This is a genomic window from Streptomyces lydicamycinicus (assembly GCF_000829715.2).
Taxonomy (GTDB): Bacteria; Actinomycetota; Actinomycetes; order Streptomycetales; family Streptomycetaceae; genus Streptomyces; species Streptomyces lydicamycinicus.
Window position 1 is genome coordinate 193,763 of the sequence record NZ_BBNO01000004.1, and the last position, 24,140, is coordinate 217,902.

General features: G+C 72.1%; 23 protein-coding genes, 1 pseudogene and 1 riboswitch. Of the genes and pseudogenes, 13 read left to right on the forward strand and 11 right to left on the reverse strand.

From position 1 onward, the window contains the following. Positions 1–81 precede the first annotated feature (81 nt). The gene (locus tag TU31_RS14080; protein ID WP_245698538.1) at positions 82–1,089 is read left to right on the forward strand and encodes a peptidoglycan-binding domain-containing protein; all 1,008 of its coding nucleotides are present in this window, start codon (positions 82–84) and stop codon (positions 1,087–1,089) included. Positions 1,090–1,314: 225 nt separating this feature from the next. Next, positions 1,315–1,977 (forward strand): HAD-IA family hydrolase, encoded by a 663-nt coding sequence (locus TU31_RS14085; RefSeq protein ID WP_042154251.1) that lies wholly within the window; start codon positions 1,315–1,317, stop codon positions 1,975–1,977. 146 nt (positions 1,978–2,123) lie between these two features. Here the strand turns inward: TU31_RS14085 and TU31_RS14090 are convergent, their stop codons facing one another. Together TU31_RS14090 and TU31_RS14095 are read right to left on the reverse strand one after the other, a co-directional pair. Then, positions 2,124–2,705 carry a TMEM165/GDT1 family protein gene (locus tag TU31_RS14090; RefSeq protein ID WP_042154253.1) on the reverse strand — a complete coding sequence of 194 codons (582 nt, stop codon included), beginning with the start codon at positions 2,703–2,705 and terminating at the stop codon, positions 2,124–2,126. Between the two features lie 225 nt (positions 2,706–2,930). Next, a complete protein-coding gene (locus tag TU31_RS14095) occupies positions 2,931–3,689 on the reverse strand; it encodes an ABC transporter permease (protein WP_042154256.1) in 759 nt (252 codons plus the stop codon). A 208-nt stretch (positions 3,690–3,897) separates the two neighbouring features. Here TU31_RS14095 and TU31_RS14100 point away from each other — a divergent pair, with 208 nt between their 5' ends. The 7 genes from TU31_RS14100 to TU31_RS14130 all read left to right on the forward strand — a co-directional run bounded on the left by TU31_RS14100 (position 3,898) and on the right by TU31_RS14130 (position 12,285). Beyond that, positions 3,898–4,542 (forward strand): HNH endonuclease family protein, encoded by a 645-nt coding sequence (locus tag TU31_RS14100; protein WP_042154258.1) that lies wholly within the window; start codon positions 3,898–3,900, stop codon positions 4,540–4,542. A 132-nt stretch (positions 4,543–4,674) separates the two neighbouring features. Continuing rightward, on the forward strand, positions 4,675–6,411 hold the full coding sequence (locus TU31_RS14105; protein ID WP_042154260.1) for an alkaline phosphatase D family protein: 1,737 nt from the start codon (positions 4,675–4,677) through the stop codon (positions 6,409–6,411). 206 nt (positions 6,412–6,617) lie between these two features. Next, the gene (locus tag TU31_RS14110) at positions 6,618–8,660 is read left to right on the forward strand and encodes an FAD/NAD(P)-binding protein (protein ID WP_078885781.1); all 2,043 of its coding nucleotides are present in this window, start codon (positions 6,618–6,620) and stop codon (positions 8,658–8,660) included. A gap of 60 nt (positions 8,661–8,720) precedes the next feature. Continuing rightward, entirely contained in the window at positions 8,721–9,185 is a 465-nt protein-coding gene (locus TU31_RS14115; protein ID WP_042154262.1) for a DoxX family protein, read from the forward strand. A 302-nt stretch (positions 9,186–9,487) separates the two neighbouring features. Next, positions 9,488–10,132, forward strand: a complete 645-nt coding sequence (locus TU31_RS14120; RefSeq protein ID WP_042154264.1) for a DedA family protein — start codon at positions 9,488–9,490, stop codon at positions 10,130–10,132. Positions 10,133–10,304: 172 nt separating this feature from the next. Beyond that, positions 10,305–10,898 carry a GNAT family N-acetyltransferase gene (locus TU31_RS14125; protein WP_370682735.1) on the forward strand — a complete coding sequence of 198 codons (594 nt, stop codon included), beginning with the start codon at positions 10,305–10,307 and terminating at the stop codon, positions 10,896–10,898. A gap of 193 nt (positions 10,899–11,091) precedes the next feature. Further along, positions 11,092–12,285 carry a methyltransferase gene (locus TU31_RS14130; protein ID WP_042154266.1) on the forward strand — a complete coding sequence of 398 codons (1,194 nt, stop codon included), beginning with the start codon at positions 11,092–11,094 and terminating at the stop codon, positions 12,283–12,285. Positions 12,286–12,300: 15 nt separating this feature from the next. On the opposite strand, the gene TU31_RS39710 is transcribed toward TU31_RS14130, so the two are convergent. Then, complete coding sequence (locus TU31_RS39710; RefSeq protein WP_042154267.1) at positions 12,301–12,549, reverse strand: hypothetical protein; 249 nt, start codon at positions 12,547–12,549, stop codon at positions 12,301–12,303. Between TU31_RS39710 and TU31_RS14140 the strand changes: the two genes are divergently transcribed. Next, positions 12,548–13,204: a nucleoside/nucleotide kinase family protein gene (locus tag TU31_RS14140; RefSeq protein WP_042154269.1), complete on the forward strand. Its 657-nt coding sequence runs from the start codon at positions 12,548–12,550 to the stop codon at positions 13,202–13,204. The genes TU31_RS39710 and TU31_RS14140 overlap by 2 nt on opposite strands. Here TU31_RS14140 and TU31_RS14145 read toward each other — a convergent pair. Continuing rightward, positions 13,167–13,577, reverse strand: a complete 411-nt coding sequence (locus tag TU31_RS14145) for a hypothetical protein (RefSeq protein ID WP_042154271.1) — start codon at positions 13,575–13,577, stop codon at positions 13,167–13,169. The two genes, TU31_RS14140 and TU31_RS14145, sit on opposite strands and share 38 nt — an antisense overlap. A gap of 222 nt (positions 13,578–13,799) precedes the next feature. Here TU31_RS14145 and TU31_RS14150 point away from each other — a divergent pair, with 222 nt between their 5' ends. The 3 genes and pseudogenes from TU31_RS14150 (at position 13,800) to nicT (ending at position 16,811) form a co-directional block, all read left to right on the forward strand. After that, positions 13,800–14,444, forward strand: coding sequence for a MarR family winged helix-turn-helix transcriptional regulator (locus TU31_RS14150; RefSeq protein WP_045867315.1), 645 nt, complete (start codon positions 13,800–13,802; stop codon positions 14,442–14,444). Beyond that, the gene (locus TU31_RS14155; protein ID WP_042154274.1) at positions 14,441–15,289 is read left to right on the forward strand and encodes an alpha/beta fold hydrolase; all 849 of its coding nucleotides are present in this window, start codon (positions 14,441–14,443) and stop codon (positions 15,287–15,289) included. The genes TU31_RS14150 and TU31_RS14155 overlap by 4 nt, the downstream gene beginning before the upstream one ends. 106 nt (positions 15,290–15,395) lie before the next feature. Beyond that, a riboswitch (cobalamin riboswitch) is annotated at positions 15,396–15,642 on the forward strand. Positions 15,643–15,652: 10 nt separating this feature from the next. Further along, positions 15,653–16,811, forward strand: a pseudogene (gene nicT / locus TU31_RS14160) (Nickel transporter NicT). A 211-nt stretch (positions 16,812–17,022) separates the two neighbouring features. Here the strand turns inward: nicT and TU31_RS14165 are convergent. The 7 genes from TU31_RS14165 to TU31_RS14195 all read right to left on the reverse strand — a co-directional run bounded on the left by TU31_RS14165 (position 17,023) and on the right by TU31_RS14195 (position 23,896). Further along, positions 17,023–17,523, reverse strand: coding sequence for a VOC family protein (locus tag TU31_RS14165; protein ID WP_042154278.1), 501 nt, complete (start codon positions 17,521–17,523; stop codon positions 17,023–17,025). Between the two features lie 193 nt (positions 17,524–17,716). Continuing rightward, on the reverse strand, positions 17,717–18,268 hold the full coding sequence (locus tag TU31_RS14170; RefSeq protein ID WP_042154280.1) for a DoxX family protein: 552 nt from the start codon (positions 18,266–18,268) through the stop codon (positions 17,717–17,719). A 165-nt stretch (positions 18,269–18,433) separates the two neighbouring features. Further along, positions 18,434–19,222: an enoyl-CoA hydratase/isomerase family protein gene (locus tag TU31_RS14175; RefSeq protein ID WP_245698540.1), complete on the reverse strand. Its 789-nt coding sequence runs from the start codon at positions 19,220–19,222 to the stop codon at positions 18,434–18,436. A 5-nt stretch (positions 19,223–19,227) separates the two neighbouring features. Then, entirely contained in the window at positions 19,228–20,454 is a 1,227-nt protein-coding gene (locus TU31_RS14180) for a CaiB/BaiF CoA transferase family protein (RefSeq protein ID WP_042154285.1), read from the reverse strand. 47 nt (positions 20,455–20,501) lie between these two features. Beyond that, positions 20,502–21,872, reverse strand: a complete 1,371-nt coding sequence (locus tag TU31_RS14185) for a M20/M25/M40 family metallo-hydrolase (RefSeq protein ID WP_042154287.1) — start codon at positions 21,870–21,872, stop codon at positions 20,502–20,504. Between the two features lie 84 nt (positions 21,873–21,956). After that, entirely contained in the window at positions 21,957–23,396 is a 1,440-nt protein-coding gene (locus TU31_RS14190; protein WP_245698541.1) for an MFS transporter, read from the reverse strand. A 53-nt stretch (positions 23,397–23,449) separates the two neighbouring features. Continuing rightward, positions 23,450–23,896: an ATP-binding protein gene (locus TU31_RS14195; protein ID WP_042154290.1), complete on the reverse strand. Its 447-nt coding sequence runs from the start codon at positions 23,894–23,896 to the stop codon at positions 23,450–23,452. Positions 23,897–24,140 lie beyond the last annotated feature (244 nt).

Consider the following 24,140-nt stretch of genomic DNA (forward strand, 5'->3'; position numbering starts at 1 on the left):
ATGTCTTCGAGCGCCTGCGCGGACCGGTGCGGCGTCTGGATAATCGCTGCCGGTTCGATGCCTCCAGGGAGGGGAACACCCGTGACGGCACAGACCTGTCCGCACTGCTTCGCCCCCGTACGCGGCCACGGCCGGCCCGCCTGCCTATGCGCGGCGGCCGGGGCGGACGACTTCGATCCGCTGCGCGTTCGGCCGTACGTGTCACTGCCCGACGGAGAGGGGGACGGGGAGGCGGACGGTGGCGACGGCGGGGCGGACGGCACGGCGCTCGGCCGGGGGGACCTGCTGGACGACTTACCCGGCGTGGACGCGGCGGTGCACTACGCCGACGGCCCGCCGTCGTCCGCCACCGGACCGCCGTTGCCCCCGGGGCCGCCGGGCGCGGGGCCCACCGACCCCCTGCTACCCCGTATGCGGCACCGCCCCGGCGGCCCGGCATCCCGGACGTGCAGCGCGTCGGAGGGGCCGGAGGAGGAACCGACCGCCGGCAGCTCCCCCACCGCCCCGCGCCGGAGACGCGTCCTGCCGGCCGTACTGCTCACCGCCGGGGCCGCCATGGCCGCCACCGCCGCGCTGATCGGCACCGACGCCCTCTCCGGCGACACCCGGACCCGGGCCGCGGCGCCCGACCACGGCACCGCCTCCCCCGACGCCACCCTCCCCACCGGCGGCACCGCCTCCCCCGCGCCCAGCGGCGCCACCTCCCCCACCGCGACCCGCTCCCCGTCACCGGACGCGACCACCCCCGCGGCGAGCGTGCGGCCCTACCGGACCCCGGCCCCGCCTCCTCCCGCCCCCACCCGGGCCTCCGGCAGCGTCTCGGACTCCCCCGCCACCCACGGCCCCAGCGCCCCGCCCACCGGGCCGATCGTGCTGCGCGAGGGGGCCGGCGGCCCGGAAGTGGTGGAGCTTCAGGGGCGGCTGCGGCAGCTGGCCATGTATCCCGGCCCGGAGGACGGCCGCTACGACGCGGACGTACGGGACGCCGTGGCGCGCTACCAGCGGGCCTATGGGGTGGCGGGCGATCCGGACGGCGTCTACGGCGCCGCGACCCGGGCATCCCTGGAGTCCCGGACGCAGGCGCCGTAACGCCGGCGCGCGGGCGGCTGAGCAGCTGATGGCGGGGCGCTGGCCAACCCGACCGCAGGGCGCTGACCAGCCCAGTTGTCCGCAGCGGCTGCGTTTTGTATCGTGAAGAAACAAAGTGGTTCCGCCCGCACTCCCTGACCGGCGGGCGGGACCGCTCTGTTTCTTCCGTACGTGTCTTCCGTACGTGCGCGATCCGCACCGTCCGTAGCGCCGAGGAGCCCGCCGATGACGGCCACCACCACGCTCACCGCCCGCGCCCTGCTGCTGGACATGGACAGCACGATCGTGAACTCCGAGGCCGTGGTGGAGCGCTGCTGGCGCCGCTGGGCAGCCGAGCAGGGGCTGGACGGGGACAAGATCCTCCAGGTCGTCCACGGCCGGCAGGGCTGGGCCACGATGGCCGCGCTGCTCCCGGACCGCCCGATGGAGCTCAACCTGGCGGACAACCGCCGGATGCTGGCCCAGGAGACCGCCGATATGGACGGTGTGGTGCCGGTCCCCGGCGCCCCCGCGTTCATGGCCGCCCTCGCCACGCTGCCGCACGCGCTGGTGACCTCCGCCGATATCGCGCTCTCCGACGCCCGGATGGGCGCGGCCGGGCTGCCGATGCCGGACGTGCGGATCACCGCGGAGAGCGTGAGCGCCAGCAAGCCCGACCCGGAGGGCTTCCTCAAGGGCGCCGCCGAGCTGGGCTTCGCCCCCGAGGACTGCCTGGTGTTCGAGGACTCCGAGGCGGGCATCGAGGCGGGCCGGGCGGCCGGTATGCGGGTGGTCGGCGTCGGCGACCGGGCCGCCGCCTTCGGGCCCACCGTGCAGATACCCGACCTCACCCACGTCCGCGTCGAGGCGTCGGCGGACGGCGTGATCGCGGTGCACATCGGCGACTGAGCGCCGGATGGCCCGGGCCCCCGGGGGCCGGCCCCCGTCCGGGGCGGCGCCGCGCACACCGGGCCGGCCGCGCCGAACCTCCCCTCTACACCCGCCCACCCCCCGAAGGGGGGTGGGCGGCGGGGAAAAACACGGCGGGGAAGAACTCAGCCCGCGATCGCCTCGTACAGACTGAAGCCCGCCAGCAGCAGCATCACAGCCGCCGCGATCTTGGTGATGAGCGTGAGCGGCACATACTTCATCAGCGTGCGGCCGCCCAGGATGCCCAGGCCCGCCACCGCCCACAGCGCCAGGACGGCGCCGACGCCGACCGAGAGCGGGTCGTCGTAACGGGCCGCCAGGTTGGCAGTCATGATCTGGGTCAGATCACCGAACTCGGCGACCAGGATCATCATGAAGCCCGCCCCGGAGACCTTCCAGAAGCTCTGGTCGGCGGGCTTCTTCACCTCTTCCTCGTCCTCGCCCTTGCGGAACAGCAGCACGGCGGCACCCGCGAGGAAGAGGACACCGACCACGCCCTGCACCACGCGGTGCGGCAGCAGAGTCAGCACGCTGCCCGCGGCGATGGCGAGGGCGACATGCACCAGGAAGGCCGCGGCGACTCCGGCGAACACATAGGACGCGCGGTAGCGGGTGCCGAGCATCAGGCCGGCGAGGGCGGTCTTGTCGGGAAGTTCGGCGAGGAAGACGACGCCGAAGACGACGGCGGCGACGGTGAAACTGAACACGGGGTGGGATACCTCGATCGGTCGGGCCGCGCCAAAGAGCCCGGGAAAGGGGTCGCTTCGGCACGGCAGCGTCGAACACTGCGGCCGAAGGTCTCGCTGGCGCGGTACGGCTTCGTATCGCGCTCCGGGCGCCGGCTCGCCCGTCGTCACAGCGCGCGGAACGCGCTCCACCAGGAGTGGTGGTCGGGCGACGGGAGGGCAGTATGTCGACGGTCCGGCAGAGAGCTACTCCCCTTCTGCTGCCGTCAAGGGTACGCGGTGCAGCCTTCCGCGCGCGACCAGCTCCAATACCACCGCACAGGCCGTCGCCTGCACCGCCAGCAGCGCCACCAGCACGAACAGCTGCACCGCACCGGCCTGCACGGGCGAGGCCCCGCCCAGCAGCATGCCGACGAACGCGCCGGGGAGTGTGACCAACCCCACGGTCCGGGTCTGGTCGAGCCCCGGCAGCAGCGCGTCCGAAGCGGCCGGGCGGGCGACCTCCATCCGTGCGTCACGGTCGAGCAGCCCCAGCGCGAGACCCGCCTCGAACTCACCGCGCCGCGTCTCCAGCTCGTCCAGCGCCCGCCGCCCGGCCAGGACGGTGGCGGTCAGCGCGCCGCCGATCAGGATGCCGGTGACGGGGATGAGGGTGAGGCCGCGCGGCGGCACCAGGCCGGTGAGCAGCAGCAGACCGACGACCGGGACGACCCCGACGGCGATCGGCGCGGCGGCCCACCACCAGGTGCGGTTCCGGGTGATCCGGCGCCCGGCGGTCCGTACCGCCACCGCGAACATCAGCACGAGGAAGGCCAGCAGCCGGGGCAGGGCGTGCACCACCCAGCCGATGAGGTAGGAGACGGCGGCGAGTTGGGCGGCGGCGCGCAGTCCGGCGACGGCGATCGCCCCGGTGTGGCCGAGGCGGGCCAGTGCGGCGACGGCCACGGCGGCGATCAGCAGGACGGCGAGGACGATCCCGAGAGTGGCGTTGACCGGCAGCAGCACGCGCTCACTGTAGGGGTGTCACCGGGGGCGCATACGCCGGAGCAACACAACCGGAGTGCCGTTGTGCATTTATGTCGCCCCGTCAGCCCTTGAACTGACGTGGGCATGTCGTCACTCTGTTACCTGGTGCACGTCTCACGGAAACCCCACAGCGACACCATGAGCCGCGCACCGCACGTCAACTTCCCCCCACATTCCGGGAGTTTCGATGAAAAAGGTCTACGCGCGTCGAGTTTCCCTCGCCGCGGGTTCGGCCGCGGCCCTGGTCTGCACGCTGGCGCTGAGCTGCCAGTCCGCCCAGGCGGCACCGCCCAGCCCGCCGGACGCGGCGACCGCTCGGAAGTACCTCGCCGACATCAAGGAGCAGGCCGAAGGCCCGCAGGACGGCTACAGCCGCGACAAGTTCCCGCACTGGATCGACCAGGGCAAGAACTGCAACACCCGCGAAGTGGTGCTCAAGCGCGACGGCACGGACGTACAGCAGGACGGCAGCTGCAAGACGACCAGCGGCAAGTGGGTCTCCGCCTACGACGACGCGACCTGGACCGACCCGGCCGACCTCGACATCGACCATGTCGTACCGCTGTCCGAGGCCTGGAAGTCGGGCGCCGCGCAGTGGACCACCGAGCGCCGCAAGGAGCTGGCCAACGATCTCACCCACTCCCAGCTGATCGCGGTCACCGACAACCTCAACCAGGAGAAGGGCGACCAGGACCCGGCGAAGTGGCTGCCGCCCAAGACGTCGTACCACTGCGAGTACGCCCGGATGTGGGTGTCGGTGAAGCATGAGTACGACATGACCGCGGACTCCGCCGAGAAGGCCGCGCTGAAGAAGATCCTGGACGGCTGCTGAGCCCCACTCCTCAGGGCTGCCGATCCCGCGCCCGTCGGCCGGAAAATCACCGGCCGGCGGGCGCGCCGCCCTCCCGGCCACCCGCCGCGCCCGCTGTGCTCCTATCCTCTGACGACGACGAGAGGGGCACCGATGGCCGGACTGCGCTTGGGGCCGCTGCTGCGGTATGTCGACGCGGACAGCGCGACAGTGTGGGTGGAGACCGACCGGCCGTGCGTGGTGCACGTCCGCTGCGACGACGGGGCGGCCGGCGCTGAGCACACCTGGCAGGTCGCCGGGCACCACTACGCGCTGGTCCCGGTGACCGGTCTGACGCCCGGCAGCGAGACGCCCTACCGGGTCGTATTGGAAGACCCGGGGGCCGGCCGGGAGGAGGTCTGGCCGCTGCCCGGCAGCCACTTCCCCGCGAGCACGATCCGCACCCTCCCCGCCTCCGCACAGGAGCCCCTGCACTTCGCCTTCGGCTCCTGCCGCTGGTCCGCGACGCCGTCGAAGGCGGCGCACGACCCGGTCGGCCCGGACGCCCTGGACACCCTCGCCGCCACCCTGGCCGCCGGTTCCGGACGGCAGCGCCCCGACGTGCTGCTCCTGCTGGGCGACCAGGTCTACGCCGACCAGACCTCCGAGGCGACCGCGCAGGCGCTGGCCGGCCGCCGCGACCTCACCGAGCCGCCGTGGAAGCAGGTCGCCGACTACGAGGAATACACCTACCTCTACTACGAGTCCTGGCTCGACCCGGAGGTCCGCTGGCTGCTGTCCACGGTCCCCAGCTGCATGATCTTCGACGATCACGATGTGATCGACGACTGGAACACCTCGGCGTCCTGGCTGGCCCGGATGCGTGCGACCCCGTGGTGGCGCGAGCGGATACTCGGCGGCCTGATGTCGTACTGGGTCCACCAGCATCTGGGCAATCTCTCGCCCGCGGAACTGGCCGCCGACGAACTGTACGCGCAGGTCCGCGCGGTGCCGGACGCGACGGAGCTGGTGCGGGAGTTCGCGGCCGGTGCGGACAACGATCCGGGGCACGCGCGCTGGAGCTACCGCCGCGACTTCGGCCGGGTGCGCCTGGTCATGATCGACACCCGGGCCACCCGGGTCCTGGACGAGAGCAACCGCGCGATGCTCGACAAGACCGAGGGTGAATGGCTGCGGCAGGCGGTGCTGGACGGGCGCGGCAGCTACGACCATCTGCTGCTCGGCAGTTCGCTGCCCTGGCTGCTGCCGCATCTCATCCATGCCGGGGAGGGCTGGAACGCCGCGCTGTGCGCCGGTGAACGCGGCCCCCGCTGGGCCCGCCGCAGCGAGCTGCTGCGCCAGCGCGCCGACTTGGAGCACTGGGCGGCCTTCCCCGGCTCGTTCACCACGCTCACCGAGCTGATCGCCGAGGCCGGCTCCGGTGCCGGCGCCCCGGCGACGGTCTGTGTGCTGTCCGGGGACGTACACCACGCGTACGTGGCGGAGCCGCACTGGCGCGGCGCCGGTCCGCACCCCACGAGCCGGGTGCTTCAGCTGACCTGCTCCCCCGTCCACAACAGCATCCCCGGCTCGCTCCAGGCCGGGTTCCGCTTCGGCTGGAGCCGCTCCGGCCGGTGGCTGGGCAAGCTGCTGGCCCGGCACGGGCGGCTGCCCCGCCCGGCGGTGAAGTGGCGGCGCACCGGCGGCCCCTGGTTCGGCAACCAGCTGATGACGCTGACGCTGGCGGGCCGTGCGGCGCGGCTGGCCCTGGACCAGACCCGCCGGGAGAAGCGGGGCGGCGTCCGGCTCGTCACGGTCTGGCGCGCCGCGTTGACCGGGACCCGCGGGGGCGGGGAAACCGGTGTCACGGGTGGTCCGGCGGCGGGCACCGATCTGCCGAAGTCCGGATGAGGCGGGCGTCCGGCGGCCGTGACACTCCGTCCGCCCACCGGGGCCGGGTGTGCGGCCTGCGAATCCGCCACGTAATTTTGCCCACTCGACTCCTCCGCCGACGGGCCGGGCGGTGATGATGGGGCGCACATCTGCTCGTCGCCCGAACTTCCCGGGCGGCCGCGCCTCCGCGGCCCGGCCGTCCACCGCCCCAGGGAGAGCTCCTCTTGGCCGCCGACCACTTCGCCGACCACCGCCCCCGGCCCGCCCTCGCGCTCGTCGGCGCCGGGCCGCGCGGGACGAGCGTGCTGGAGCGGATCTGCGCCTCGGCCGCCGAACTGGCCCCGGGCTCCCGGCTGACCGTCCATGTCATCGATCCCGCCCCGCCCGGCGCCGGCCAGGTGTGGCGCACCGCCCAGCCGCCCGAGCTCCTGATGAACACCGTGGCCTCGCAGGTCACCCTGTTCACCGATGACAGCGTGGAGTGCGCCGGCCCGATACACACCGGGCCGAGCCTGTACGACTGGGAGGGGTGCGAGGTCGGCCCGGACGACTATCCGGGGCGCGCGCTGTACGGGCGCTATCTGGAGTGGTTCTTCCGCCGCACGGTGCGCACCGCACCCGAGGGGGTGAGCGTGGTGACGCACCCGGCCCGCGCGGTGCGGCTGGCCGAGGCCCCCGACGGCTCACAGTCCCTCACCCTCGACAACGGCCGGACACTGCACGGCCTGGGGGCGGTGGTCCTCGCCCAGGGCCATCTGCCGGCGGTTGCCGACGCGGAACAGCGGCGGCTGGCCGACTACGCCGCCGGGCACGGGCTGCGCTATCTGCCGCCCGCCAATCCCGCCGATCTGTCCGCCGCCCTGGAGGCGCTGGCACCGGGCCGTCCGGTACTGCTGCGCGGACTCGGCCTCAACTTCTTCGATCACATGGCGCTGCTGACGACGGCCCGGGGCGGCCGGTTCGTCCGCGGCACCGACGGGACGCTGACGTATCTGCCGTCCGGCCGCGAACCCCGGCTGTACGCGGGCTCCCGGCGCGGCGTTCCGTACCACGCGCGCGGCGACAACGCGAAGGGCGCGCACGGCCGTCATCTGCCGCTGCTGCTCACCGAGGACGTGATAGCGGCCTTCCGCAAGCGCGCGGACCGCGGTGAGCTGCCCGACTTCCTGGCGGAGGTCTGGCCCCTGGTGGCCAAGGAGGTGGAGACGGTCTACTACGAGGCGCTGCTGGCGCGGCGCGATGCGGACGGGATGCCGGACCCCCTCTTCCGGGAGCGTTTCCGGCGGTGCTTCCTGGGCAGCGCGCACCGCAGCCCCGAAGAGGCCGCCGCCCTGGACGCGTTCGGGATCGGGCCGGGTGAGCGCTGGGACTGGGACCGGGTCTCCCGGCCGCACGCGGAGCGGTCGTTCGCCGGCCGCGCCGCCTTCCGCGAGTGGCTGCTGGACCATCTGCGGGAGGACATCGCCCACGCCCGCCAGGACAATGTGGCCGGCCCGGTCAAGGCGGCCCTGGACGTGCTGCGGGATCTGCGCAACGAGCTGCGGCAGATCGTCGACCACGGCGGGCTGGCCGGTGCGTCCCGCCGTGACCACCTGGACCGCTGGTACACCCCGCTCAACGCCTTTCTCTCCATCGGGCCGCCGCGGCGCCGGATCGAGGAGATGACCGCACTGATCGAGGCCGGGGTGCTGGAGGTGGTCGGGCCCCGGATGACGGTCCGGCTCGGCTCCGCGGACGGCCGCGAGCCCGGATTCACGGCGCACTCGCCGGACGTGCCGGGCTCGGCGGTCACGGCGACGGCCCTGATCGAGGCGCGGCTGCCGGAGCCGGATGTCCGGCGCACCGCGGACCCGTTGCTGGCCCGGCTGCTGGCCGAGGGCGGCGGCCGGCCGCACACCGTGGACGGCTACGAGAGCGGCGGGCTCGATGTGTCGCCCAGCCCGTACCACCTCATCGCAGCCGATGGGCGGCGCCATCCGCGGCGGTTCGCGGTCGGGGTGCCGACGGAGGGGGTGCACTGGGTGACGGCGGCCGGGGCGCGTCCCGGCGTGGGGTCGGTCACGTTGGCGGATACGGATGCGGTGGCGCGGGCGGCGCTGCGGGCGGCGGCCGGGGACGCGGAGCCGGCCGGGGGTGGCGGTATGGGGGCGGGCGTGGCCTCGGCTACCCGCGTGGCGTCGGCGGCAGGAGTGGTTTCGGGGCACGTACGGCCGCTTCCAGCCAAAGATCCCATATGGCCAGAGGTTGAACTTGCAAGTACAGATTAGGTGTCCCTAACCTGTGCCCTTCACGGTTACGTCGTCCCCAGAAACCGTAGGAGTCCCCACATGTCCACACCGCTCACTTCGTTCACCCAGAGATCCACGCCGCACGCGCTCGCGCTCTTCCGCATCGTCATCGGCCTGCTCTTCGCCTGCCACGGCGCGTCCTCGCTCTTCGGTGTCCTCGGCGGCGCCATGGGCCAGGGCGGCACCGTCCCCACCGGCAGCTGGCCGGGCTGGTACGCCGCCGTGATCCAGCTGGCCGGCGGCCTCCTGGTGATGTTCGGCCTGGGTACCCGCGCCGCCGCGTTCATCAGCTCCGGCTCGATGGCGTACGCGTACTTCTCCACGCACCAGGGTTCGGGGCTGTTCCCGATACAGAACGGCGGCGAGCCCTCCGCGCTGTACTGCTGGGCGTTCCTGCTGATCTTCTTCACCGGCCCCGGCGCATGGGCCCTCGACCGGGTCTTCTTCGGCGACCGCGGCACGGAGGCGGCCCCGACCGCTCAGCGGGAGCCCTCCGCCGCCTGACGCCCCACGCTTCGGCGGACCCCGGCCCGCCACCCACGGCCCGTACGGCAGCTCTGCCGTACGGGCCGTCCGCGTCCGGAGCCGGTCCACGGGCGGGACACGCCGGGTGCCGCCCGACGCGGACCATCACACCCCATACGCGGCATGCCGCACGTCCCGGGTGTCGCGCACCCAATGCCGCTTCCCGCGCATCCCACCCCCACCCTTTCGGCCACCGTTGCCAGGCGTACGCTGTATGGCTGTAGAGCCGCCCCTGCCGCACCGAGCGACGTCGCGGCGGGGTTCGGACCGGGAGAAGGACGTTGCTGGAAAGCCTGGGGTCCCTCGGCGGCAGCCCTTGGGTGTACGTGATCGTCAGCGTCTCGATCGTTCTCGACGTCTTCGTCCCGATCCTGCCCAGCGGGGTCCTGGTGATCGCCGCGGCCACTACGGCGGCCGGCACCGGCACGGCGGCGGAGGCGGTCGGCAGCGCCGACGTCACCGTCCACAGCAGTGCCCACCTGGCCGAAATGCTGTCCCTGATGCTGTGCGCGGCCACCGCCTCCGTGCTCGGCGACATGGTCGCCTACCGGCTCGCCCGGCGCGGCGGCGACCGCTTCGACCGCGCCATCGGCCGCTCCCGCCGGCTGGCCACGGCACAGGAACGACTCGGTACGGCGCTGACGCGGGGCGGCGGCGGCATCGTCGTGCTGGCCCGTTTCGCCCCCGCCGGGCGCTCCGTGGTCAGCCTGGGCGCCGGTGTCGCGCACCGTACGGTCCGCGAGTTCCTCCCCTGGTCCGCACTGGCCGGCTTCGCCTGGGCGGCCTACAGCGTGAGCCTGGGCTACTTCGGCGGGCACTGGCTCGGCACCTCCTGGATGAGTACGGCCCTCTCCGTCGTCGCCCTCTTCGCCGCCGGATCGGCCGCCGCCTTCCTGATGCGCCGCCCGGAGCGCACCGCGCACTGACGGGGCGGCGGACGCCTGCCGACGGCCTGTCGCCGGCGCTCTGTTGTGGCGGGCATGTGGTCGGCGGTCCGATGTGGCGGGCATGCGGTCGGCGGTCCGTTGTTGAGCCCGTGGCCGGCGGCGGGGGAAATCCCTTGGCGGTTCGCCGGTGCCCGGTGCGACGATGACCGGCATGACCGGTATGAGTGGCGTCCACGCATCCAACGGCTCGCACGGGGCCGGCGCCCGCGGCGCCGGGGACCCGGCCGGGGGCGCCGCCATCTGGCAGCCCCGCCCCGAGACCGCCGCGGACACCGCGGCCGTCCGCCGGATCCACCTCGCCGCCTTCGAGTCCGCCGGGGAGGCCGATCTCGTCGACGCGCTGCGCCGCGACCCGTCGGCCTGGCTGCCGGGCCTGTCCTATGTGGCCGACGCTCCGGACGGCACCCCGGCCGCCCATGCCCTGCTGACCCGCTGTCATGTCGACGAGGTGCCCGCCGTGGCGCTCGCGCCGTGCGCGGTGCTGCCCGAGTACCAGAAGCGTGGTGCGGGCGATGCGGTGATCCGGGCGCTCCTGGAGGCGGCGCGGGCCGCCGGGGAGCGGACCGCGATCGTGCTGGGTCACCCGCCGTATTACCCGCGCTTCGGGTTCGTCCCGGCCACCCCCAGGTTCGGCATTCTGCCGCCGCAGCCCTGGCCGGACGAGGCCTTCATGGCGCTGTCCCTGGACGGCTCCACACCCCCGCGCGGCACGGTGCGCTACGCCCGGGCCTTCGGCATCGACTGACGTCGGTCCCGACGTCGCCCGCCCCAGGACCGGTGGGCGGCCGAGCGCGATCCCGATACGGAGTAAAGTCAACGGTCCCACCACCCCGCCCACCGTCTCCTGCGAGCGCAGCGCTCCCCCGGCGCCGGACCGGCGCCGCTCCGAGGGCGGCACCCCTGGGAGGGCTCCCACCACACACACGAGGCACTCTTCGGTGAACCACCCGCCGGTCGTCGAATGGACCGAGGCCGACCAGCCCCGCTCCGCCCGTTGGCGCTCCGAGAACGGCGCCCCGCCGCCGCGCCGTATCGTCCTCGCGGACGACCGGACCAAGGCCGACGACGCCTACCGGCTCGCCTGTGAGGGCACTGCGCTGTTGTGGCGCGGCGACTTCCACAACGCCCGTCAGCTGCTGACGGCGATGGCCCGCCGGATCGACCGGCGCCCCCGCAAGACGCCGCCCGCCGATGTCACCCAGGCGTTCCATCTGCACCGGGCCGCGCAGAATCACCGTGCCCGCATCCTGGGCATGCTGCTGGTCCCGCTCGACGCGACCTTCGCCATCCCACTGCACCGCGCCCCTGATGTCCGCGAGGCCTGCACCCGGGCGTACGGCCCCGGCGAGCCCGCCCACGCGGAGGCGTCCGGCACCACGGAGGGCACGGCCCCGACGACCACCCTCGTCTCGCTGCGTGAACTCCTCGCCCTGATCGGCGCCAACGAATGGCGCAAGAAGGGCGTCGAGATCCCGGCGCTCGGCGGCGACCGCATCCACCCCCACTACGGTGTCTTCTCCCCGGCCCGCGGCGAATACGTCGACCTGGTGGCCGAGGCGCCGCTGCCCACCGAGGAGCTGGCGTTCGACATCGGCACCGGCACCGGCGTGCTGGCCTCGGTGCTCGCCCGGCGCGGAGTGCGCAGGATCGTGGCCACCGACCAGGACCCGCGGGCGCTGGCCTGCGCCCGCGAGAACACCGAACGCCTGGGTGTCGCCGGGCAGGTGGAGGTCATCGAGGCCGATCTCTTCCCGGCCGGCCGCGCCCCCCTGGTCGTCTGCAACCCCCCATGGGTGCCCGCGAAACCGACCTCCCCCGTGGAGTACGCGGTGTACGACCCGGGCAACCGCATGCTGCACGGCTTCCTGAACGGCCTCGCGGACCATCTGACACCGGGCGGCGAGGGCTGGCTGATCCTCTCCGACCTGGCCGAGCACCTCGGGCTGCGTCCGCACTCCGAACTCCTCGACGCCTTCGCCAAGGCCGGCCTCACGGTCCTGGGCCGGCTCGACGTCACCCCGCGCCATCCGCGTGCCCGGGACACCTCCGACCCGCTGCACGTGGCCCGCGCCGCCGAGGTCACGTCCTTGTGGCGCCTGGGCCGCACGGACCGGACCGCCTCCGCCCCCTGACCTGCGGCCGTACGGTCAGGCCCGCAGTCCCGCACAGGCATTGCGCACATAGCGGCGCCAGTCCCCCGCGTCGTGCCGGATCACCGCCGCCTGCCCGCACACGATCATCACGACACCGTGCCCCCGTGCAGCAGCACCACCGCGGGGCCCGAGCCGGCCGTCATTGGGGAGCGCCGTCGCCGACGCGGCCGGCCCGGCGTCGCGCCGCCGCTCCGGGGCGCTTCCGGCCACCGCGCCGCCGATCGGGCACGATGGACGCACCATGGATCCCCGGCACCTCTTCTCCCGCGCCCGCCGGCTCGCCGAGTCCGCGACTCCCGCCCGGCGGCGGCTGCTCGGCATCACCGGGCCGCCCGGTGCCGGCAAGTCCACTCTCGCCGCCCATGTCGTGGCGGAGCTGGCCGGGCAGGCGGCGCTCGTCCCCATGGACGGCTTCCATCTCGCCGAGGCAGAGTTGCGGCGCCTGGGCCGTACGGACCGCAAGGGCGCGCCGGACACCTTCGATCCGGCCGGTTACGCGGCGCTGCTGGCGCGTCTGCGCGCACCGGAGCCGGACAGCGCCGTCTACGCCCCGGCGTTCGACCGCCGCATCGAGGAGCCGGTCGCCGGCAGCATCCCGGTGGCGCCCCACATCCCGCTCATCGTGACCGAGGGCAATTACCTCCTCCTCGACTCCGCCCCCTGGTCGCGGGTCCGCGCACTGCTCGACGAGGTCTGGTACGTGGACCTGGACACCCCGGAGCGGATCCGGCGGCTGGTCGACCGCCATGAGCACTTCGGGCGCCCGCGCGCCGACGCCGAGCGGTTCGTCCACTCCTCGGACGAGGCCAACGCCCGGGTGGTGGCGGCCACTCGCGACCGCGCCGACCTCGTCATCACCTTCACGCCTGAAGAGGCCCCGACGCCGGCCGGCTCATAACCTCCCGCCGCCCGCCGGTGAGCAGCCCGGCCACCGACAGCGCACCCCACCCCACGGACACCGCCACCGCCGCCAGCTTCCGGTCGCGGCCGGGCAGCGTCGCACCGAGCAGAACGGCGTCCCCGAAGTCGGCGGCGATCCGCACATACGCGGCGGTGCGCAGTGCCGGGCCTTCCGGGGCCACCGCCAGCGCCAGCCCGCTCACCGCGTCCCGCCAGGCCAGCGGACGCAGTGAGGTGCGCGTCGCCCGCCCGGTCCGCCCCTCCTCATCGACCAGCCCCGAGGGCCGTGCCAGCAGAGCGGGCACCGCGGTCACCGCCATCCCGTAGACCGCCGTGGCGACCCCGACCGCACGCAACAGACCGACCTTCATCCGCCGTCCACCTTTCCTCGCCCCGACCACAGGAGCCTCATCCCACCCATCCGCCCCCTCAACTCCATTCCGCGGCAGCCCCCTTCTCAAACGACACCATCGATGTCATCATGACATCACGAGTGTCATTGAGGAGGACGAGGGGGCGTTGATGAAGATGTCGACGCGGGGACGTCAATGCGGATGCCCATGGGGATGCCCGAGGGGCAAGAGGGGGCTGCGGTGAGGGGTACCGAGGGGGAGGCCGCCGGGGAGCCGGCAGCCACGGAAGATCTGCTGTACGACGTCATCCGTCGCCTGTGGCCCCTGCACCGCACGGTCGTGCGCGCGGTGGAGCGCGAGCTGGCGGACACGGGTATGACCGCCGGCGAACACGCGCTACTGGACGCCCTGCGCACCGAAGGCCCCCGCACCGTCCCGCAGTTGGCGCGTTCGATGGGACTCGACCGCCAGCCGGTGCAGCGCTGGGTGAACCACGCCGCGGAGCTGGGCCTGGTCGTCACGGCCCCGAATCCCGCCCACCGCCGCTCGTCCCTGATCCGGCTCACGGCCGAAGGCACGGCGGCGATACGCGGGGTCCAGCAGTTCGAGGCCACGGAGCTGCGCCAGCGGCTGGCCGACCTGCCCGCCGAGGACGTCCGCACCACGCTGCACGTTCTCGACCGACTCGGCGAGGAATTCCGGCACCTGGCGAACGGCTCGCGCGTTCAACGGGAGGAAACCGACAGTCGGGGCAGTCGGGACAGTCGCGGCAGTGAAGGCAGTAACGGCAGTAACGGCAGTAACCGTAGTAACGGCAAGCCTGAAGGCCACGACGACAGACCCGCCCCGCCCCCTCTCATGCGCAAAGGACGGTCAGGAGAATGACGCAGAGAATCACCGCCTGGTCCGAGATCGACAACGGCCTCGTGCCGGTCGACGAGGGCGAGCTGTTCTACGAGACGGCCGGCTCGGGCCCCGCGGTGGTGCTGCTGCACGGCGGCATGCTCGACCAGCACATGTGGGACGAGCAGTTCACCTGGCTGGTCAACTCCGGCCTGCGCGCGATCCGTTACGACGCCCGTGGCCATGGCCTGTCCTCCACCGTGACCGGCGACTTCGCCCACCACGACGACCTGTGTGCCCTGCTGGACGCACTCGATGTCCCCAGCGCCGTCCTCGTCGGCCTTTCCCACGGCGCGCGGGTCGCGCTGGACACCGCCCTCGCCCACCCCGGCCGGGTGACGGCCCTCGCGCTCGCCTCCCCGGGAATCAGCGGCCGGGCCTTCACCGATCCCTTCGTCCTGGCGCACATCAAGGAACAGGTGGCCGCGATCGGCGCACCGGACGGCGCGGAGCGGTATGTCGAACACTTCCTGCGGATATGGGTGGACGGGCCGCATCGCGAGCCGTCCGCGGTGCACCCGGGATTCCGCGAACGGATGCGCGCCTCGGCCGCGGCCAATGTGGAGGTCCATGCCGACGGAATGGGCGCCGGAATGCCCCTCGAAGTCGGCGCCGCCGACCGCCTCGGGGAGGTCCGGGTGCCGACGGTCGTGTTCGACGGCGACCTCGACAGCCGGGACATCTCCGCCAACGCCCATGCGATAGCCCTGGCCGTCCCGGGCGCCAGAAGAGTCCGGATACCGGGTGCGGCCCACATGGTCAACCTGGAGAACACTCCACTCTTCGACCACGAACTGCACGCTTTCCTCTCGTCGCTGGACTACTGACCCACTGCGACCGGCCCCGCGACCGCCCCCGGTGACCGGTCCACCGCGGGCCGTGCCCCGCGGTCGGCGGAAATCCCCCACACACCTCGCGCCGCGGGGCCGGCGGCTAGAGTGGCGAGGCCGTGGTGTTCGGGAAGCCGGTGACGGACCTTGTGGTCCCAGTCCGGAGCGGCCCTCGCCACTGTGATCGGGGAGTTTCCACCCCTTCCGCGGGCGCCTGGCGCGCCCGCGGCGCCACTGACCGCAGCCCGCGGCCGGGAAGGCGGGGGCGGAAGCGGGCACCCTCTCCCAAGCTGTAAAGGAGCAGGGTGGCACCCCTAAGCCAGGAGACCGGCCACGGCATCTCACGAACTGATCCACGAGGTGCTGGAGCGTGACCGCCCGGATGGCCCTGTCCACCGATACCCCGAACTCCCCTGCCCCCGCCACGTTCCGCTGGCGCCGGCAGGACACCGTCCGTACCGCGGGCCTGATGGCCGTCATAGCCGGGCTGCATGTCGTGGCCTTCGGCGTGCTCTTCCTGCTCGTGGTCCCGAACCACTACTCCGTCGGAAGCCAGGTCTTCGGCGTCGGGCTCGGCATCACCGCGTACACCCTCGGTATGCGGCATGCCTTCGACGCCGATCACATCGCCGCGATCGACAACACCACCCGCAAGCTGATGGCCGACGGCAAGCGTCCGGTGTCGGTCGGCTTCTGGTTCGCCCTCGGCCACTCCAGCGTGGTCGTGGCGATGGCGGCCCTCGTGGCCGGCGGCGCCCAGCTCGCCGGCACGCTGCTCGACGACGAGTCCCGTACGCACCAGATCCTGGGCACCATCGGCACCACGGTCTCGGGCACGTTCCTCTACCTCATCGCCGCCCTCAACCTCATTGCGCTGGCCGGGATCTGGCGGGTCTTCCGCGGGATGCGCGACGGCCACTACGACGAGGCCGAGCTGGAACAGCGCCTCGACGCACGCGGCTTCATGAACCGGTTCCTGGGGCGGTTCACCCGCTCCATCTCCCGCCCGGGCCAGATGTTCCCGCTCGGCTTCCTCTTCGGGCTCGGCTTCGACACCGCGACCGAGGTGACCCTGATGGTGATGGCGGGCAGCGGCGCGGCGGCGGGCCTGCCCTGGTACGCGGTCCTGTGTCTGCCGCTGCTGTTCGCCGCCGGGATGAGCCTGTTCGACACCCTGGACGGCACCTTCATGAACTTCGCCTACCAGTGGGCGTTCGCCAACCCGGTGCGCAAGGTCTACTACAACCTCACCATCACCGGTCTGTCGATCGCCGTCGCCTTCTTCATCGGCACCATCGAGCTGGTGACCGTGCTGCACGACAAGCTCGGCCTCAACGACGCGCTGACCGGCTGGATTTCCGGCCTCGACCTCGACAATGTCGGCTTCATCATCGTCGGCCTGTTCGTGGTGGTGTGGGCCGCGGCGCTGGCCTACTGGCGACTGGCCGGCGTCGAGAAGCGCTGGGCGGAGCGGGCCGGGCGAGCCGAGACGGCGGAGCAGGCCGCGCCGGGAACCTGAGGAACGGCGGCCCGGTGCCTGCTCGCGCGCACCGGCCTCGCCCTCCCGGGTACCCGAGCTGCTTCCGACCTTCGGGGCCCGGCCGGGCCCGAGCTGCTCCCGACCCTCGGGGCCCCGGCCGGGCCCGCGCCCACGGGCGGCCGAACCGATCCGGCGCCCTCAACTGCCCGAGCTGCTCCCGGCCCCTCCTGCCCGGCCCGGCCCCGCGCCCTCAGGTCGCCGAGCCCGCCGCGGCGCCCGTCTCCCGGTCCGGCCCCCACTGCTCCAGGGCTGCGGCCAGATCGAGGGGCAGCAGCCGGTCCGGCTGGTCCGGGCCCGGCCAGTCCTCCCGCGGGACCCGCCACAAGACCTCGAACTCGTTGCCGTCCGGGTCCTTGGCGTACAGCGACTTGGCGACGAGGTGATCGGTCGATCCCACCAGGGCACCGCGCTCGACGAGCCGCGTGCGGGCCGCGACGAGTTCGCGGAGCGTGCCGACCTCCCAGGCCAGGTGGTACAGCCCGACCCGCCCGGCCTCGGGCCCCGGCGCGTCCGGCGCCACCGCGAACAGCCCCAGATCGTGATCGTTGAGCGAGCCGGGAGCGCTGAGGAACGCGGCCCGCCCCGGTATCTCGACATCCACCGTGAGCCCGAGGGCCTCGGTGTAGAACGCCACCGACCGTGCCACATCGCGGACGTTGAGCACCGCGTGATTCAGACGTCGTACGGACATGGAACCTGGTCTCCGATCTCCCGGCCGCGACACCGCCGTGGCGCCGCCGCCCTCCCCTGCTTCTGCTCTACCTCGCACACCCCGCCCTTGCCCAGGGCCTGCCGGCCGGTATCCGGTCGGCGGACGTCCCGCCCGCGGCACACCTCCGGTACGCGCGGGGCAAGGCGGCCATCTCCGGGGGCTCGCCCCGGCGTCACTTCCGTACCAGCAGCACCCCGCCGGCCAGCACCACACCCAGCACGAGTGCGATCACGCCATGGACCGTCCGAGGGGAGCGCAGCCCCGGCAGCAGACGGTCGACGGCGTAGCGACCGGGCCCGGTCAGCGCCAGGGCCGCCGCACCGGCGGTCAGCAGCAGCTCGTACTCCACGCCCTTGGGCGCGAAGAAGCCGCCGCCCCACTTCACGGCAAGGGCATTGATCATCGTGCCGACGAGCGCGGCCGCGGCCAGCGGCGTGAGCAGCCCGACCACCAGTCCGAGCCCGCCGAGCGTCTCGCTCAGCCCGGCGACGACGGCCATCGTCCGGCCCGCCGGATAGCCGCTCATCGTGAAGAACTGCCCGGTCCCGTCCAGCCCCGGACCGCCGAACCAGCCGAACAGCTTCTGGGCGCCGTGGGCCGCCATGGTCAGTCCGAGCGCGAGGCGCAGCAGAAGGAGGCCGGTGTCGAGACCGGCCGGAGAGGGGGCGTGGCGGGCGGGGATGTCGAGGCGGGAGGACGCGAGAGTGCCGAGGGGGGACGTCATCAGAAGCCGTTCTTTCGCAGGTCGGAACCGGCCCCGCGAGGCCGCGGACAATTACTTGAAACTTCAAGTCACTGCCTCCGACGATACACAGCACCCCCACGGCGAACAACAGCGCCTGCGGCGGGCCCGAGGCCATCACCTCGCGCCCCCGCACGTCCTCCCTGCTCAGGGCGTGAGGGGCGAATCCGGTGAGGCTGTCGCCGGCTGCTGCCCGAGGAACGCGGCGATCGCCTGACCGAAGTGCGACCGCGCCACCGCCGGCCGGGGATTGACGGCGGTGGCCTGCCGCTGCGGTCCCAGCACGGCGCCGACCGCCAGCTTCGCGGCGTGGATCGCCGCCGGCGGCTGCGCGGCGACAGCCGCGGCGAGCCGGCCGGTGCGGTCGGTGAGTTGCGCCTCGGGCACCTGGTGATCGGCCAGTCCGAGCTCCACCGCCGTGCGGGCGTCGACCAATCGGCCGGTGTAGAGCAACTCCCGTGCCACGGACGGTCCGGCCAGGGCGACCATGCGTGCGGCGAACGCGGGGCTGGCGAGGATGCCGAGCCGGGCGATCGGCATCCCGATCCGGGCGGAATCCGCCATCAGCCGCAGGTCGCAGGCGAGGGCGAGCTGGCATCCCGCACCGGCGGCGACCCCACGGATCTCGGCGACCACCGGAACGGGGCAGTCCTCGATCGCGGAGAACGCCTCTTCCATGTGCGCAAAGGACTCTTCGACGTATGCGGAGTCCGCATCCACCCAGTCGGTCATGTCGGAGCCGGCGCAGAACGTGTCGCCATGCCCGCGGATCACCAGCACCCGCAGTGACCGGCAGGCCCCGAGTTCCCTGACCTGGTGGGCCAGACGCGCCCACGCCTCGCCGGGGAGGGCGTTGCGCCGGCGGCCGTCACCGATCCGGATCTCGGCGACCGCCCCGGACCGGAACGTCGCGATGGTGACGTCGGGGGCGGGCACGGGGGTCACTTCGCGGCCTTTCGCGCCCGCAGGTCGGCCAAGTGCCGCGGGTCGACTCCCATGGCGGTCAACACGGGAGCGGTGTGCTCCCCGTGCCGGGGCGGCGGGGTGCGCACGGTCGCCGGGTGGTCGGACAGCTTGATGGGCGAGGCGATGGTGCGCAGGGTGCCGGCGCCGGTGTGCTGGAGTTCGGCGACCATGCCGCGCGCGACGACCTGGGGGTGCCGCAGGGCCTCGTCGACGGTGTTGATCGGCCCGACCGGTATCTCCGCCTCGGTCAGGAGCACGGCCCACTCCTTGGCGCCGCGGGCACTCAGCGCGCGCTCGATGAGCGGGAGCAGCTCCTCACGGTGGCGGACCCGGTCGGGGTTGGTCGCGAACCGTGGGTCGTCGACGAGCGCGGCGAGTCCGATCGCGGTGGCGAAGCGGCGCCACAGCCCGTCGTTTCCGGCGGCGACCATGAGATGACCGTCGGCGGTGGGGAACGCCTGGTAGGGCACGATCGTCGGATGGGCCGAACCGTAACGCTGCGGGACGTTCCCGGAGGCGAAGTATCCACCGGCGACATAACTCAGCCAGGCCACCTGGCCGTCCAGCAGCGAGACGTCGACCCACTCACCGGTGCCGGTGTGCTCGCGGTTGCGGAGGGCGGCGAGGATGCCGATGGCCGCCCACATTCCGGCGGCCAGGTCGGCCGGGGAGACCCCGAAGCGCACCGGCGGCCCGGCGGGTTCGCCGGTCACGCTCATGACGCCGCTGACCGCCTGCGCGATCGCGTCGTAGCCCGGCTCGTTGCGATACGGCCCGGTCTGCCCGTACCCGCTGATCGAGGCATACACCACGGCGGGATTGCGGTCACGGACGTCCTGGTAGCCCAGCCCGAGACGGGCCGCGGTACCGGGCCGGAAGTTCTCCACGATCACATCGGCGGTGGTGGCCAGCTCCTGTACGAGCCGCAGGCAGTCGGGGTCCTTGAGATCGACCGCGATCCCGCGCTTGTTGCGGTTGACGCTGTGGAAGTACGCCGCGTCCTCGCCCTGGAAGGGGGGACCCCAGGCGCGGGTGTCATCGCCGGAGACGGTGTCCTCGACCTTGATCACATCAGCGCCCAGGTCGGCCAGCATCATGGTGCAGAACGGCCCGGACAGGATGCGGGACAGATCGAGGACCTTCAGACCGGTGAGGGCACCGTCGTGAACGAGCCAGGGCTGGGGGTGTGGTGTGTTGCGCATTGCGGTGTCACGCCTCTGTTCCAGTGGGTTTCGCCGAGCGGCCGGAGTCAGGCGCCCAGTTCGAGCAGGAGCTCCATGCAGATGGCGGTGGCGTCGAGGAAGTAGTCGACGCGGAGGTTCTCGTTGGGCGCGTGGTTGGCCTGGTCGGCGTTGGCCAACGGCAGGCCGATGCTGGGTACACCGAGGATCCCGGTGAAGATCCAGTCGGGAAGCGTGCCGCCATAGGCGGGGATCAGCAGCGGATCACGCCCGGTCACCCGGGAGATGGCCCGCGCCACCCTGGGCGTATGGGGATTGTCGATCGAGGTCCGGGACGCCGGTACGCCACCGACCTTGGTGACCGTCACCTCGGGGGCATGGGCCCGCAGATGTGCGGCCACCCGCTCGAAGACGGTCTGCGGGTCCTGGCCCGCCGTCAGCCGGATGTCGACGCCCGCCTCCGCGGTGTCGGGGATGATGGTCCGGTCCACATCCCCCGTGGTGATCCCGTTGATCGTGAGCGTGGGACGGTCGGCCAGCCGCTCATAGAAGGACAGCCCCTTGAACGCCGGGTCCATCTCGGTGAGTCCGATGTCTCCGAGGACTTCCTGCAGGTCGAGTGGGAGCGCCGCGAACGCGGCGCGGTCGGCGTCGGACAGCGGTTCCCGGCCGTCGTCGAAGCCCTCGACGAGGACCCGTCCGCCGGGGTCCTTGAGACTGGCCAGCGCCTGGACCAGCTGCCATGCCGGGTTGGGCGCGACATTGCCGAAGTTGCCGGAATGCAGCGGGCGGCTCGGACCGGTGGCGCTGATCCGGAGACGGAGCATGCCGCGGACCCCGTGCGAGACACACCATTCACCGGACTCGTGCACCGAACGGTCGCTCCACACCACAAGATCGCAGTCGAACAGCTCCCGGTGCGCGCGCAGGGTGTCCGCCAGCGTGGGGCTGCCGATCTCCTCCTCACCGTCGAGCAGCACGGTGACCGTGCAGGGGAGCGCGCCGATGTGCTCGTCGAAGAGGCGCAGCGCCTGCAAGTGCGCATAGTGCTGCCCCTTGTTGTCACCGGTGCCGCGACCCCAGATCCGCCCGTCCCGCAGGACGGGTGTGAAGGGGTCGGAGTCCCACCTCTCGCGTGGCCCGGTCGGCTGGACGTCGTAGTGGCCGTAGAGCAGGACGTGCGGCGCTCCCGCCGGCCCCGCGCGGTGGCCGACCACCAGCGGCCGGCCCTTGCCGACGAGCACCGACGGGGTCAGGCCGGCCCGCTTGACCTCTTCGACGGCGACCTCGGTCGCGGCGGGAAAGCCCTCGCCGGTCGCGCTCACACTGGGCTGGCTGACGTACTGCATCAGTCCGGCGATGAGTTCGTCCTGGCACCCCTGCACGAGTTCGCGCGGTGTGGCGGGGAGTTGGGCGCGGATCGTGGAAGCGTCCGTCATCGTTGGCCTCGTTCTTTCCTGTGCACTGGCGGACGTGGCGCCCGTCAGGCGGGGGGGCGGTGGGTGCGGAGTGCGGCCGGTTCGTCAGCGCAGGGCGAGGAAGCGGCGGCTGGCCAGCAGAGAGGCGATGCTCAGGACGCCGGCCACCATGATGTAGAAGCTGGGCGAGAGGTGGCTGCCGGTGGCGGCGATCATCCAGGTGATGATCACGGGTGCGAACCCGCCGAAGGACATCACGCCGATGTTGTAGCTGAGGGACAGACCGGTGCCGCGGGTCGCGGTCGGGAATGCCTCGGACATCAAGGCGGGCAGCGCACCGAAGTAGCAGGCCTTCAGGAGGCCAAGAATGAACATCACCACGCCCATGACCAGCAGCGACGGGTTGCCTGACAGCAGCAGGAACAGCGGGTAGATGCTGAGGATCATGGCGGTCCCGGCAATGAGCATGACCTTGATGCGGCCGACCCGGTCCGAGAGATGACCGATCAGGGGCGTGATGGTCGTCAGTGCCACGCCGGACACCGCCGCCCCGATGAAGCCGGCGGAGGACGGCAGACCGAGGACCTCGTGTGCGTAGGTCGGCATATAGACGATCACGTAGGTCACCGCGGTGGACATCACCAGTGCGCCGACCATGAGGAGCACCGGCAGCTTCTGGCTCCGGAGCACTTGGCGGACGGGGGTCGTGGCGACGTCTCCCGACTCGGCGGCGTCGACGAATTCGGTGGTCTCCGGGACATGGCGGCGGATCATGTACCCCACCGGGCCGATCAGCAGACCGACGAAGAACGGAATGCGCCAGCCCCAGGAATCCAGCTGTGCTCCGGAGAGGCTCAGACTGAGGACGGTGCCGAATGTCGCGGCCATCAATGTCGCCAGGCCCTGCGAGGCGAACTGCCAACTCGCCATGAATCCCCGCCGGTCGGCGGACTGTTCGGCCAGGAACGCCGTCGCGCTGCCGAACTCACCACCCGCCGAGAATCCTTGCAGCAGACGGGCCACCAGAATCATTACCGGTGCGGCAATGCCGATGGATTCATAGGTGGGCATGACGGCGATCAGCAAAGTGCCGATCATCATGAGCCGAATGGTGAGCAGCAGTGCGGCTTTTCGTCCGGTGCGGTCCGCATACGTTCCCAGGACCAGCGCACCCAACGGCCTGACCAGATAGGAGACCCCGAACGTGCCGAAGGCGAGCATCAGGGAAACCGTTGGGTCGCCGGAAGGGAAGAATGCCTTGGAGATCGAAACCGCGAAGAATCCGTACGAGGTCAGGTCGTACCACTCAAGCGTGTTCCCAGCCGTTGCCGCGAGCACGGCACGCCGTGCTCGTTTCTTGCTGACAGGCTTCTCGGCATTCATCTGACCTGTCTCTCTAGCGGTCGTCATGAGTGTTACTCCCTCGGATCGAGCAGGCGAACTGTCGCGCAGGGTGGCACCGCCGATGGGCGAGTCCGAAGCGGAAGAGATGGATCCGTGAACTCGTTGAGCGATGACGCTAGAGGCACCGGTTCGTTCGCACAATCGCAACTTCTAGAACACCTGATTGCCCAAAAAGCAACGATCGGGGAAACGCCTCACGCGGGCAGGTCCGCCCACCGCGTGATCCCGCCGGGGTCGACACGGGTGCCGTGCCGGGCGGCCAGGGCGGTGACGATGGCGCTCCCACGGCCGTGTTCCGCCGGGTGCCGGCCGTCGGCGGGCCGGGGTACGGACACCGCGGGACCCGCATCGGTGACCTCGATACGCAGCGCACGAGGCTCTTCGGCCACCGCCCGCGACAGCTGCAGCACGGCCGGAGGAAGCGCATGGGTGACCGCATTGGTGACCAGTTCCGAGATCACCAGGACCGCGTCCTCAATGGTGGTGGCAGGCAGATTCCAGCCGGTCAGTACGGTGTGCGCCCGTCGGCGCACCAGGCCTACGGCCTCCGGGATGTGCGGCAGCGGAAAGAGAAATTCCGCGTCCCGCCACAGCGGCGCATGCGAGCCGGAGTATTCACTACTGGAGGCTGTCGCATTCATCGTCTTCCCCTGCCTCGGCTGCCTGCGGGGAGGATGCACACCTGAGCGGCTAAAAGGGGCCCTGGGCCAACCGCCGAGCGACGAGTCCGCCGCATGAGGGGCGGCGCTCTTTCGCCTTACGGTCCGCCCGGCCGGGTGAGCCCGCAGGGCATATGACGAAGGTAGGCACCGCCCGAGCATTCACGCAATCGCAATTTATAGAACAAATCGTTGCCCAGAAGACAATGCCGCCATAGGCTGAAGG

Excerpts from the sequence above, each read along its gene's own strand:
- TU31_RS14125 (WP_370682735.1), top strand. The coding sequence starts at position 10,305 with ATGACCGGTATGAGTGGCGTCCACGCATCCAACGGCTCGCACGGGGCC.
- TU31_RS14195 (WP_042154290.1), bottom strand. The coding sequence starts at position 23,896 with ATGAATGCGACAGCCTCCAGTAGTGAATACTCCGGCTCGCATGCGCCG.
- TU31_RS14180 (WP_042154285.1), bottom strand. The coding sequence starts at position 20,454 with ATGCGCAACACACCACACCCCCAGCCCTGGCTCGTTCACGACGGTGCC.
- TU31_RS14165 (WP_042154278.1), bottom strand. The coding sequence starts at position 17,523 with ATGTCCGTACGACGTCTGAATCACGCGGTGCTCAACGTCCGCGATGTG.
- TU31_RS14105 (WP_042154260.1), top strand. The coding sequence starts at position 4,675 with ATGGCCGGACTGCGCTTGGGGCCGCTGCTGCGGTATGTCGACGCGGAC.
- TU31_RS14115 (WP_042154262.1), top strand. The coding sequence starts at position 8,721 with ATGTCCACACCGCTCACTTCGTTCACCCAGAGATCCACGCCGCACGCG.
- TU31_RS14170 (WP_042154280.1), bottom strand. The coding sequence starts at position 18,268 with ATGACGTCCCCCCTCGGCACTCTCGCGTCCTCCCGCCTCGACATCCCC.
- TU31_RS14185 (WP_042154287.1), bottom strand. The coding sequence starts at position 21,872 with ATGACGGACGCTTCCACGATCCGCGCCCAACTCCCCGCCACACCGCGC.
- TU31_RS14140 (WP_042154269.1), top strand. The coding sequence starts at position 12,548 with ATGGATCCCCGGCACCTCTTCTCCCGCGCCCGCCGGCTCGCCGAGTCC.
- TU31_RS14100 (WP_042154258.1), top strand. The coding sequence starts at position 3,898 with ATGAAAAAGGTCTACGCGCGTCGAGTTTCCCTCGCCGCGGGTTCGGCC.
- TU31_RS14085 (WP_042154251.1), top strand. The coding sequence starts at position 1,315 with ATGACGGCCACCACCACGCTCACCGCCCGCGCCCTGCTGCTGGACATG.
- TU31_RS14145 (WP_042154271.1), bottom strand. The coding sequence starts at position 13,577 with ATGAAGGTCGGTCTGTTGCGTGCGGTCGGGGTCGCCACGGCGGTCTAC.
- TU31_RS39710 (WP_042154267.1), bottom strand. The coding sequence starts at position 12,549 with ATGGTGCGTCCATCGTGCCCGATCGGCGGCGCGGTGGCCGGAAGCGCC.
- TU31_RS14155 (WP_042154274.1), top strand. The coding sequence starts at position 14,441 with ATGACGCAGAGAATCACCGCCTGGTCCGAGATCGACAACGGCCTCGTG.